This window comes from Chloroflexota bacterium (assembly GCA_018648225.1).
Classification (GTDB): Bacteria; Chloroflexota; Anaerolineae; order Anaerolineales; family UBA11858; genus NIOZ-UU35.
Genome location: JABGRQ010000100.1, coordinates 30,253 through 41,819 on the forward strand (window position 1 = coordinate 30,253; position 11,567 = coordinate 41,819).

General features: G+C 54.6%; 9 protein-coding genes. 3 read left to right on the forward strand and 6 right to left on the reverse strand.

The window, feature by feature from the left end; genetic code table 11:
- Nucleotides 1-947, forward strand: a 947-nt coding sequence (locus HN413_09375) for a 4Fe-4S binding protein (protein MBT3390609.1), incomplete at its 5' end; no start/stop codon positions are given.
- 76 nt (nucleotides 948-1,023) lie between these two features.
- On the opposite strand, the gene HN413_09380 is transcribed toward HN413_09375, so the two are convergent.
- Entirely contained in the window at nucleotides 1,024-2,031 is a 1,008-nt protein-coding gene (locus HN413_09380; GenBank protein MBT3390610.1) for a GNAT family N-acetyltransferase, read from the reverse strand.
- Between the two features lie 161 nt (nucleotides 2,032-2,192).
- On the opposite strand from HN413_09380, the gene HN413_09385 reads away from it, so the two are divergent.
- Nucleotides 2,193-4,433, forward strand: a complete 2,241-nt coding sequence (locus HN413_09385; protein ID MBT3390611.1) for a hypothetical protein — start codon at nucleotides 2,193-2,195, stop codon at nucleotides 4,431-4,433.
- A 57-nt stretch (nucleotides 4,434-4,490) separates the two neighbouring features.
- On the opposite strand, the gene HN413_09390 is transcribed toward HN413_09385, so the two are convergent.
- Together HN413_09390 and HN413_09395 are read right to left on the reverse strand one after the other, a co-directional pair.
- Nucleotides 4,491-5,600 (reverse strand): serine/threonine-protein phosphatase, encoded by a 1,110-nt coding sequence (locus HN413_09390; protein MBT3390612.1) that lies wholly within the window; start codon nucleotides 5,598-5,600, stop codon nucleotides 4,491-4,493.
- Nucleotides 5,597-7,525, reverse strand: coding sequence for an FHA domain-containing protein (locus tag HN413_09395; protein MBT3390613.1), 1,929 nt, complete (start codon nucleotides 7,523-7,525; stop codon nucleotides 5,597-5,599). Before HN413_09395 ends, HN413_09390 begins: the two co-directional genes overlap by 4 nt.
- Before the next feature lie 93 nt (nucleotides 7,526-7,618).
- Between HN413_09395 and HN413_09400 the strand changes: the two genes are divergently transcribed.
- The gene (locus HN413_09400) at nucleotides 7,619-8,029 is read left to right on the forward strand and encodes a Crp/Fnr family transcriptional regulator (GenBank protein MBT3390614.1); all 411 of its coding nucleotides are present in this window, start codon (nucleotides 7,619-7,621) and stop codon (nucleotides 8,027-8,029) included.
- An 87-nt stretch (nucleotides 8,030-8,116) separates the two neighbouring features.
- Here HN413_09400 and HN413_09405 read toward each other — a convergent pair whose 3' ends face one another.
- The 3 genes from HN413_09405 to xpt all read right to left on the reverse strand — a co-directional run bounded on the left by HN413_09405 (nucleotide 8,117) and on the right by xpt (nucleotide 11,413).
- On the reverse strand, nucleotides 8,117-9,118 hold the full coding sequence (locus HN413_09405; protein MBT3390615.1) for a hypothetical protein: 1,002 nt from the start codon (nucleotides 9,116-9,118) through the stop codon (nucleotides 8,117-8,119).
- A 78-nt stretch (nucleotides 9,119-9,196) separates the two neighbouring features.
- Nucleotides 9,197-10,789 carry a glutamine-hydrolyzing GMP synthase gene (gene guaA / locus HN413_09410; protein ID MBT3390616.1) on the reverse strand — a complete coding sequence of 531 codons (1,593 nt, stop codon included), beginning with the start codon at nucleotides 10,787-10,789 and terminating at the stop codon, nucleotides 9,197-9,199.
- 54 nt (nucleotides 10,790-10,843) lie between these two features.
- On the reverse strand, nucleotides 10,844-11,413 hold the full coding sequence (gene xpt / locus HN413_09415) for a xanthine phosphoribosyltransferase (GenBank protein ID MBT3390617.1): 570 nt from the start codon (nucleotides 11,411-11,413) through the stop codon (nucleotides 10,844-10,846).
- Nucleotides 11,414-11,567 lie beyond the last annotated feature (154 nt).

Consider the following 11,567-nt stretch of genomic DNA (forward strand, 5'->3'; position numbering starts at 1 on the left):
TGCGTCTGACGCTGGAAACGCCGCAGCAGATCGCCGCGCGTTTAGGTGGCGATGTTAAAACGACCAAGAATATGCTCAAAACGATGTTGCGTAAAGGGCTTATTAACGCGGGTCGAGCAGAAGGCGGTTTTGGCTATGGCCTGCTGCCCTTCGTGGTGGGTATTTACGAGATGCAAATTGGCCGAATTGATGCGCAATTGGCGCAGCTTTTCGAAGACTATTACCAACGTGCGTATAGCCGCGTGCTGGCGGTCGAGCCTGCCGTGCATCGTGTCATTCCCGTCAATCAAACCGTCAAGGTGGATATGGAAGTGCATCCCTTCGAGAGTGCCACTGGCATTGTCGATTCGGCCAACGCCTGGGGTGTGATGGATTGCATTTGCCGCAAGCAAAAAGACCTGATCGGCGACCCCTGTTCACACCCCATCGAAGATACATGCATGATCTTCAGCAAACGCCCCGGCGCGTTTGATGGCAACGAAGTTGTCCGCGCCCTTACGCAAGAAGAAGCCCACACCACGCTCAAACGCGCCGCCGATGCCGGGCTGGTGCACTCGGTCAGCAATACGCAAGAGGGCCTGCACTACGTTTGCAATTGCTGCACCTGTTCGTGCGGCGTGCTGCGCGGCATGGCCGAGATGGGGATGGCTAACGTTGTGGCGCGTTCGGCATTCCTTAACCAGGTTGACCCTGATCTTTGTCAGGGCTGCGAAACTTGTGTGGATTATTGTCAATTTGATGCTTTAGCAATGGGGGAAGAATTTGTGATGGAAGTTAGCGGATTGCGTTGTGTGGGCTGTGGTGTGTGTGTGCCGGCCTGCCCAGACGAGGCCCTGGTGTTGGTGCGCCGACCCGAAGATGAACTACGCCCGGTGCCGCCGCGCGAATCCGACTGGATGAGTGAACGCGCTGTAGCGCGCGGTTTAGATTTGACGGAAGTGTTGTAGGCTTTGCCCTCACCCCCGCCCTCTCCCGTGGGGAGAGGGGGCCAGACTTGAATTCCCTTTCCCAATTGGAGAGGGACTATTTTCGTATCTGCGCCCGTATCACAAACTGATCCACGCCGCCGAAGCGGTATTTGTAGATTTCGTCGCCGCGCATCATATCGAAGGTGGTGCGGCCGCGCTCGATGGCCCATTGGATGAGATAGGCCAGCAGCACCCAGCCGGGGGAGAGTTCCTGAAATTTGAAATTGATCCCAGAATTGTAGACCCAAATCTGATTATCGTAGTCGAAATTGAGATAAGCGGCGGCCTTCTCGCCCCCTACGATGAGAAAAGCCAGTTGCAGCCATCCGGCGCGGAAGGCGGTATGCACGGCGGCGCGCATTTGCCCGCTCATCACATCGGTGAGAAATTTTTCTTTTTCGGGGTCGTAAGCCATAAGCGTCATGAAGGCGTCAATTTCATCGTCGAGTTGGGCTTCATCTTCGACGATATACCACTCAACGGGGGCGTAAAAGCCCTCGGCGCGGCGTAGTTTGCGGCGGATCTCGCGGCGTTGTTTGCCCTGGATGCTCTCTAGGTAGGCCTCCCAACTTTCGGCCAGGGGGATGCGCGGTGCGGGTTGAATTTGCTCTTGGGTGTAGTGCAACCCCCGTTGGCGCGCGCCAGCTTCGAGCAAGGTCAGAATATCTGTGCCTTCGACCAGGTTATACAAATCGAACACATCCCAGATCGGGGCCGTGTCGCTCATAAAATGATCCAGTACGGCTGCGATGAAGGGTTCTAGCTGATCTGCGGGAGCGATGAAATCGAGGTAGTCGGAAATTTCATGGCTGCCGATGAACATGACCGTTTTTTCGTGTAAGAAGAGCGGGGCAATACCTTGCAGGCTTCCGGCTTCGTCGCGCCCGATGATGATATAGAGTTCGCCTTGTGCCCATTCGCCGCCGCCCAAGGTGTTCCACCATGTCGTGAGGTATTCGTGGCGTAAAAAGGGGATGTTGTTGGCGCTCTGCGCGAGCAGCGTATTCCACTCGGATGCAAGGGCATTAAATTCTGTGGGGGTGTGGATAATTTGTAGTTGCATAGTTTCGTTAATTAAGACGATGGGAGCGATGAATTTCTTTGTGGTCTGTGAGCTGTCTGTGCTCTTTAGGGTATTGTGCTGGATTATCTAAAAACTGGCAAGAGACATCATTTTACCAGTATAATGGTAGTCACGGCTTTTCTGGGAAAATTACCCTTATTATGACTTCTTCTCTTGATTTATTCTTACTACCTTTATGGCGGCAAGCTGGCAAAGACCGCCCCAAACTCCCGGGGGTATACGCTGCCGATGCGCCGCGGCGCGCGGCGCGCGGGCGTTCTGGGGATCGTTTTTTTGTTTACCTGACGCTGGAAGGGAACGCGCCTTTATCGCCTAAAGAACTGGATGCGCTGCTGGCACAAGTGGCCGATTTGTATTTTAAAACTACCGGCTCCGCAACGGCCGCGATGCGTTCGGTGGCAGAAAAACTGAACGAACTTTTATTGAAGCGCAATATGAATGTTGCCAGTCGCGGCCGCCAGGCGATTGGCGTACTGGCCCTGGGGGTGATGCGCGCCAATCACTTATATTTATTACAAAGCGGCGCTTCTCAAGCCTATTTAATTTTTGTAGATGGGGCAAAGCAATTCTATGATCCATCGACAAAGGGCCGCGGGTTGGGACTAAGTCGAGTTCCGGAGCTGCACTTTCACCAGGCAGAGATGCATCCTGGTGATGTATTGCTCGTTTCTCCCAACCCACCGTTAACCTGGAACACAACCACGCTGCGCAATTTGCATGGTTTGGCAGCGGGAGATTTGTATCAGCGCCTTGTGCGCCGTGCCGCGGGGGATATTGAGGCGGCGATGCTGATGGCGAAGAAAGGAAAGGGGGGGATGCGCCTGGTGTCGCCGCGAGTGAATTCGGAGCCGCGCACCAGACCCGTAGAGGAATCCCCCAAAAAAGAAGCAACGCCCGTCCGGAAGGCTGAAGCGGCCACGCGCCGCCCGGTTCGCGAGCAGGCAGCATCGCCCCCGCGCTCTGAAGTACCAGCGCCCTCATCCCTCCCTGTGAGTAAAATTTCGGGCGTATCCGTTGCCCCAACCCGGGTCAGTGCGGAGGCCGAAACGCCCATGTCTGCACAGGAGCCTGCCGCAGCGCGAGCGCTCAATGCTGGTGGGGCAGCCCTAAAGACGATGGCACGCGCCATCGCTACGACGTTGCAGCAAATTTTGAGCGCCCTGCAAACATTATTCAGGCGCATGTTACCGGATGAGTCGCTGATGTCGCTGCCGAGTTCAACGATGGCATTTGGGGCTGTGGCTATTCCATTGATCGTAGTGACAGTCGCGGCTGTGGTTTATTTTCAGAAAGGCCGCGTCCGATATTATGAAGATTATCTGGCTCAGGCGCAATGGGCTGTGGGGGAAGCACAGCAGTTTGAGCACGCCAGTGAGCAGCGGATTGCCTGGCAAGCAGCGTTGGATTATCTGGAACAGGCAGAAAGTTACCGGATTACGGATGATTCGCAAACGCTGCGCAATTATGCCAATGTGGCGCTCGATTCGCTGGATATGATCGACCGTCTGAGGTTCGAACCGATCGTTGAAGGGGGGTTGCCCGCCGGGGTGGAGATTCGACGGATTGTGGCGACGCGCGAAAATGAGTTATATATGCTGGATTCTGTTTCGGGTTCGGTTTACCGCGCCGTAGCCACGGGCAGCAGTTATCAACTAGACCCGAATTTTACCTGCGGCCCCGTACCCGGCCCGTTGATTATTGGCCCGCTAATGGATATTGAAGCCCTGCCGACGGGGTATCCCAATGGGGCTGCGCTAATTGCGATGGATGGCAATGGCAATCTGGTGCAGTGCATCCCTGGCAGCGAAAATCAGCTTTCGTATTCCATGCTGCCCCCCAGTTCAAATTGGGGCACGCCGATAGCCTTTGCAATGGATACGAATGATTTGTATATTCTCGATTCGTTCACGAGCTCGGTTTGGGTATACGATGGCGCGATGGAATACCGTGATTTGCCACATTTTTTCTTTGGTGATCAGGTGCCCCCTTCCATGCAAGATGTCATTGATCTGACCGTCAGCGATGGGAATTTGTATCTTTTGTACAACGACGGGCATCTCGTCACCAGTGTTTATGCCGAAGATTCCATCACGAATCCGAAGCTTTTTATCGATACGCGTGAGGGCTATGAGGATGCTGCCATCTTTGCCGGGGCCGACTTTGATGCAATTCAGTTCGCGCCGCCACCTGATCCATCGATTTATTTACTCGATGAAGATGCCCATGCAATTTATCATTTCACTTTGCAGATGGTTTACAAGCGCCAATATCGTCCCCTGGGAATACTCTTTGATGAACCCGCCAGCGCGTTTATAATTGGGCCAAAGCACCAGGTATTTATGGCGGTGGGCAATCAGGTATATTCGGCATTATTGCCTTGATGACGGGAGACCGAAGACGGGATAATGCCTTGTCTCCCGTCATCCGTTCCCGGTCTGTTAAGGTGTTGAAGTCGGCCAGGGGGTATAGGTTTCGCGGATGGGGGTAGGCTCTGGCGTGAGGGTTGCGGCAACAGTTGGCGCGATTTGCTGTGTTTGTGTCGGGGGGAACTGGGTTTCGATGATCGCCGGGAGCGTATTCTGCGGCATGGGGGAAGGCGTCGCCGGGGTGTTGGTAAAACGCCAGGCGAAAAAGGCCAGCGCCGCCACAAGTAAAACCATCAAGAGCGCGGCTAGAACTCCGGCAAACCATAGCAATTTCTTGTTGGTTTTCTGCTTGGGTTTGATGTTTAGTTGCTCATCTTTGGGGATTTCCAACGTCACAATGGTGATATTATCATGACCGCCGCGCGCATTCGCCATATCCACCAGTTTTTGCAGCCCGGCTTCCAGCGGATTTTGCGCTAAAACAGCCCGGATTTCATCATCATCGACCAGGTCCGTCAAACCATCGCTGCACAGCACCAGCCCGTCGCCGGGCAGCATCTGCATACCCTGATTGGCAACCGCCTGCTCATTGCTTTGCCCGTTTTCAAGCATGATGCGGAAATCGGGTTCGGTGGCGCTTTTTGAGCCAAGATAACGGCGGATAATATGCGCCTGCGGATGTCCGCGCGCTTGATCGGGGTTGATAATGCCAAATTCAATTGCTTCTTGCACCCAGGTATGGTCAACACTGAGTTGGCGGATCTGTCCATCGCGCAGCAGGTAAATGCGCGAATCGCCGACTGTAGCCGTGTATAACTGCCGATCAATAACCCAGGCGCAGGCGCAGGTAGAACCCATACCGTGCTGGGTCGTGTCTAATGTCGATTGTGCGTGAACCGCCTGCCCTGCAGCAATGATCGCAGTTTCCAGAATGCCCTGTGGATCATCGCCGCGGCTCTCGGCCACCATGCTGCTGATCGTGTCTACGGCAATTTCTGCGGCAATTTCCCCAGCCTGATGCCCGCCGATGCCGTCGGCGACAATTGCCAGCAGCGATGGTGTTGGCTCATCTTTGCTGAGCAAATGCGCTGAAACGCCATAACGGTCTTCGTTGTTTTTTCCGCTCATGCCGGGGTGCGTGATCGCCGCCACCACGATATGCGCATGTTCTTTTGGAATCACAGAGTCTCCTGAAGAGTGACTTTGGGTTTGGGGATTTCTTGTATATTGCTGATTTTGTACTGGAATTGAACGCGTCCGATGAGAATTGTATCACCATGTTGCAGCGGCGCGCCCTCGGTGGTGAGTGGCTGGAAATTAAGCCAGGTACCGGCAATAGAGCTTTCGTCGGAAAGATAGAAGCGCTGATCTGCCGAGCGCACCAGGCGCGCGTGCAGTGCATCGACGCTGTCGTCATCAAAGACAATGCTGGCTTGCTGTGGATCGCTTCCGAAAGTGAGTTCGCGCTGGAGCAGGGGAATGCGGTTTTCCTCATCAAGTTCGAGATAATCGGGCGCCGGGGCAGAGTCGCCGCGTTTCGGCCAGTTGATGCGATTGACCCATTGTGCAACGCGTCGGCGGGATGGCCGGGGGCGCGCGGCTTCTTCAACGGGCAAATCTGCGGGGGGTGTGGCTTCTACTTGCGCTGGGCCTGGCTCCAGGGGCGGTACCGCCCGCTTGCGCAGAATCAACCGTCCCATAGCTTTGGGGCGCAAATTGCCGCGCAAAATCAGTAGAAAAGCAGCCATGCTGAGCACCAAAGCCGCGCTGATCCCCATCGCCAAAGGCATATTTTGCCGGATAAGGGTAAAGAGACTGAACGGAACCAGGTTGTTAAGAATGCTGACCTGATGCTCAATGCTGTTGCCGCGTAAACCCAGTTCGTCGATGGCCTCAACCCAGATCAGCGGCGCAGTGTTTTCGGTGTAACTGGTAAGGTCCCAGGTGAAGCGGTCGAAGGGTGGGGCTGTATTTTCGGCAACGACTTCGCCATCTACATACAGGCTGGTGCGCTGTAAATTACGCAGGTGCCCATCGGGGAATTCAACGAGAATTTCCACGGTTTGGCTGAGGGGGGCGAATTGCGGTGATTCATTCGGATTACGCTCGGGGGCATTTTGTTCGGTGCGCTGGATTTCCAGAGGGGGCGAAATAAAGATGGGGTTTGGCGGCTGTATGCTGAGTTCAAACGATACGCCTTCGCTGGTGGCATTGATAAAGTTGTTGCTGATACGGGCGCTAACCTGGTGAGTTGCGCCCTCGGAAATTTGGGATTGATAGCGCAGGTTGTAGGCGTAGCGTAATGGTTCGATATAGGGGTCTATGGATGGAAGTGGCTCTTCCCCCGAATAGGCAAACAAACGCCCTCCGGTTTGTTGCGCGAATTGCGCCAGGCGTTGCGCGCCGTTGCTATCGAAATAGGCGCGCGAGGAAATCATCCAGATATATACGCGGATTTCGCTTTGTTTGGCAAGCGCCGCCAGGCTGGGCAGCGCAGCAAGACTATCTTCGCCGGGGATGGGGGTAATCAGCAGGATGCCGCGTCCGGTTCCGGGTTGGGAGGGTTCAGCCGCGATGCTGATGGCGCTGCCGAGCAGATCGAGGCTGGGAACCGCGTTATCGTAATTGGGTTCATACTCGCGCATTTTCGACAACCAGGCTACGGGACGGTTATAGTGCAATCCCGAAAAATCATCGTTGGTAATGATACTGAGATCGTCATTTTTCTGATCGATAGGGTAGGTATCAATCCACGCGCCGAGGGCCTGGCGGATATCCTCGTAGCGGGTTAAACCTTCGGCGCCCTGAATAGCATAGGCCGGACCCATATTGATTGCCACCACAAATTGTGCGCCGGGAGTGAGTTGGCGAATTTCGCTGATCGGTAAGTCTTTGTCATCTTCAATGATGGTAACGCTTTCAGGGGTAAGGTCATGCACAAAATTACCACCGCTGTCGTATGCCTGCAGGTAGGTGGATATTTCCGGAAATGCGTTGGTATTGAGTGGGTGAAGGATGGCCCGAGCGGCGCTCTGTGCGATTGCGCCCACAGGGATGAGCGCCAAAATCAGGCCCAGCAGGGTAAATCTGCTAACCAGCTTAAACATGGCTACATTCTAGCATAGAAAATCGTTGTATAATATTTAGGACTTTCGCTTCCGCGAATGAGAAATCCGAATTTAGTCACAGCAGAGGTTGCCATGAATATATTAGCTTTATTCCAGAATGATGAAGATATTCAAGAATTTAAAAGCGGTTCCGTGATATTTAAGGAGGGGGATTCTGGAGATGTTATGTATGTGGTGATCTCTGGAAGTGTAGAAATGAAGTTAAAAGGCGTGGTGGTAAATCTGATAAGCTCAAATGAAGTTTTTGGGGAAATGGCTCTGGTGGATGGTTCGCCGCGCAGCGCTACAGCTCAGGTGCTGACTGACTGCAAAATTGTCACCGTGAAACAAGCGAAGTTTGAGTCACTAATTCAAAAGCAGCCTGATTTTGCACTTTACGTCATGCAGACAATGGCCGAGCGTTTGCGCAAGATGACAGAACTTTCTATACGTGAAAAAATAAAAAGAGTCGATTCCAAAATTCTGGACGCGCTATTTGATTAATTGTTAGGGTTTTATACTTCAGTAGAAGGACTGGCCGAAGAACAGGGGCGTAGGGTCTCGCAGAGGCCCTCCGCCCCTGTTTTGTATTTAATTTGAATCCGTAATCGGTAACGGTTCTTCCAGGTCAGCCTCCAGGCTGGGATCATCTGATATTGGTTGGGTGAGTCGGCGATAAGTTAGTGTCCAGGCAGTGTGGAGGTAGGTTTGGAGAACGCCATTGAGTACGATCAGTACCGGTATATAACCCAGCATACATAATCCGGCAGTTTTTAGCGTTGTGAAGAGATCGGGTGCAGAACCGCCTGAGCTATCCACGATCATTGGGACTATCGTTGAGAAGCCGATCACGAACATGGGCAGTGCCAGCACAATGCCAATGATGAAACCACCGATGCCCAGAATCAACCCCATGATGAGCAGGTTACTCCATTGGGCGCGGAAGAAGTGCCAGGCACGCGTCAGGCTTTCGATGATGCCGGTATCTTCAACCACCAGAATGATATTGGCCTGCTGAATGATGATGCCAAGAATCCAACCCAGGGGAACCAGAATACACAGCAGGGGGAGCATACATAAGAACACCAACCCGGCGGTGAGAACGCCAAGAAGTACCAACGGCAAAATGAAGACCATCACCAGGATAAAACTCGCCAACCCGATGAGCAGGTTCAGCCCCACCACGCGCCAGAAGAAGGGTTTGCCGCGATTGAAAAGTTCGCCGAAGCTAATGCGTTCGGCATCTTCATCGCCCTGCAGCGTGCCCTGAATCAACCCCACGCGCCCGATGGTGCTTAAAGCGAGCATCACGGCCCAAAGGATCAGGAAGATGATCAGAATACCGGCGATCAGGCCAATGATCTCCCAGGTTTCGATATTGTTGAAGAAACGCTCGACGTTGAAGAAAAAGAGTTTCATTTCCGGGGGGATATTTTGATCCCCCGCGGAGAAATTGTAATTTGAGTTTCCTCCACCGCTGCTGCCGCCTCCGCTGCCGCCCTGCCCACAGCTTGATAAGATACCAAACAGCCATAGAATTTTATACTTCCAGATGATTTTCCATGCGCGAGTGAGAATTTCGCCAAAATCCATTAGGACCTCCGTTTTCCGTAAATTAAGCACAGTAATTCGATATACGCAGTTTGACAAGAAAAAGGCTCAAAAATCGAACTATTCCCATTCAATTGTGGCCGGGGGTTTGCTGGTTATATCATACACGACCCTGTTCACGCCGTCTACTTCGTTAACAATCCGGCTGGAGATGCGTGCCAGCAGGTCGTGCGGTAGTTGCGCCCAGTCGGCGGTCATAAAATCTTCGGTGGTGACAGCACGTAGTGCAACGGCCTCCTGATAGGTGCGTTGGTCGCCCATCACGCCCACGCTTTGTACGGGGAGCAGCACTGCGAAGGCTTGGGAGGTGCCCCTCACCCCCGGCCCCTCTCCCAGCCCCCTGCGGGGGTGCTTCGCGAGGAGAGGGGGGGATATACGAAGCAACCCCGCGGTCTCCAATTCTCCGGTGAAGATGGCGTCGGCGGCGCGCAGGCGTTCCAGCCGCTCCCAGGTGATTTCGCCCAGGCAGCGCACGGCTAGCCCCGGCCCGGGGAAAGGTTGCCGCCAGACGAGTTCGGCGGGCAGGCCCAACGATTCCCCGACGGCGCGCACTTCATCTTTGAATAAATAGCGCAGCGGCTCGACGAGTTTAAACTGCATCTCTTCGGGTAGTCCGCCCACATTATGATGTGATTTGATGCGCTGGCCTTGTGCCCGGTCGGGGGCGCTGGATTCGACCACATCGGGGTAGATGGTGCCCTGCACCAGAAAAGGCGGCGCGCCGAGTTTTTGCGCCTGCGCTTCAAAAATGCGGATAAATTTTTCGCCGATGATGCACCGTTTTTTCTCCGGCTCGGTGATGCCGCGCAGCGCTTCCATAAATTCTTCGATGGCGTTGATGGGATGCAGGCGTACGCCCAGATTTTCGCGGAAGGTTGTTACCACGCCCGCGGCTTCGTCTTTGCGCAGCAGGCCGTTATCGACGAAGACGGCGTCGAGCTGGTCGCCGATGGCGCGGTGCGCCAATGCGGTTGCCACGCTCGAATCGACGCCGCCGCTGACGGCGCTGAGAACGCGTTTCTTGCCCACCTGCGCCCGAATGCGCTGAATGCTGTCTTCGATGATTGAGTCGGGTGTCCAGTCGGGCGCTGCTCCGCAAATTTCAGTCACGAAGCGGCGCAGCAGCTCCGGGCCTTCGGGGGTGTGATGCACTTCGGGGTGGAACTGCACGCCGTAGTAGCCGCGTTCGGCGTCGCCCATGGCGGCCACGGGGGAGTTGTCGCTTTCGGCCAGGGTTGCGAAACCCTGCGGGAGTTGGTCGATGCGGTCGCCGTGGGACATCCACACGCGCGCCTCGCCCGGGGGTAGTAATTTGTTGGGGTGCAGAACCCTCACATGAGCGAGTCCGTACTCCTGTTGGGGGGCAGGTGCCACCTTTCCGCCCAGGGCATGCGTCAGGGCCTGCATTCCATAACAAATCCCCAAAATGGGTAAGCCGGATTCAAAAATATAAGCTGAAATTTGCGGCGCGTGCGCGGCGTAGACCGAAGCGGGGCCGCCGGAGAGAATAAACCCTTTGGGGTTGGCTGCCAGAACCCGAGCGGGGCGCGTGTTCCAGGGGTGCAGCTCGCAGTAGACATGCTGTTCGCGCACCCGGCGGGCGATGAGTTGCGAGTATTGAGAGCCGAAGTCGAGGATGGCGATGGAATTCATATCAGTTTTAAGTTGAAGGTTGGAAGTTACAGGTTGGGAGGCAATTTTCAACACTTACGCGAAGGAAATTTTGTCGCCATCCATCGATTTGACCGCGGCCAGCGACACGATCGGCACACCGAGCGGAGTCAGGATGGAGCGGCCTGCCTCGAAGGTTTTTTCGATGAGGGCGCCAATGCCCACAAGGTTGGCTCCGGCGGCTTCGGCCAGGCGTACCAGCCCCATGATTGTCGCTCCGCTGGCGAGAAAATCATCAATGATGAGTACGTTTTCGCCGCCCGCCAGGTATTCGGGCGAGATAATCAGTTCCACCGTGCGGCCTTTGGTGTGCGAGGGAGCCAGGGTGAGCAATACCTGATCGGGCATGGTGATGGGTTTGCGCTTGCGGGCGTAGACGACGGGCAGGTTCATGTGCAAGCCGGTGAATACTGCCGGGGCGATGCCCGAAATTTCTGCGGTGAGAATTTTTGTCGCGCCAATATCCTTGAAGTGACGGGCGAACTCCTGGCCGGCTTCGTCCATCAGGCGCGGGTCTACCTGATGATTGACAAAGCTATCCACTTTCAGAATGCCGTTACCAAGATTTTGGCCTTCTTCTTTGATGCGCCGAATCAAATTTTGCACGGTGGCCTCCGTGGAGTATAGATTGTATAACTAGGGGGTAGCCGCGGTGCGGAGCACCGCGGCTACCCCCATTTTACAGATTTCTCTCGGTTGTCTAGACTAGGTGAATTGTACTATAAAGCAATCGGGCGGATGTGATAGAATCCAGCCTTGT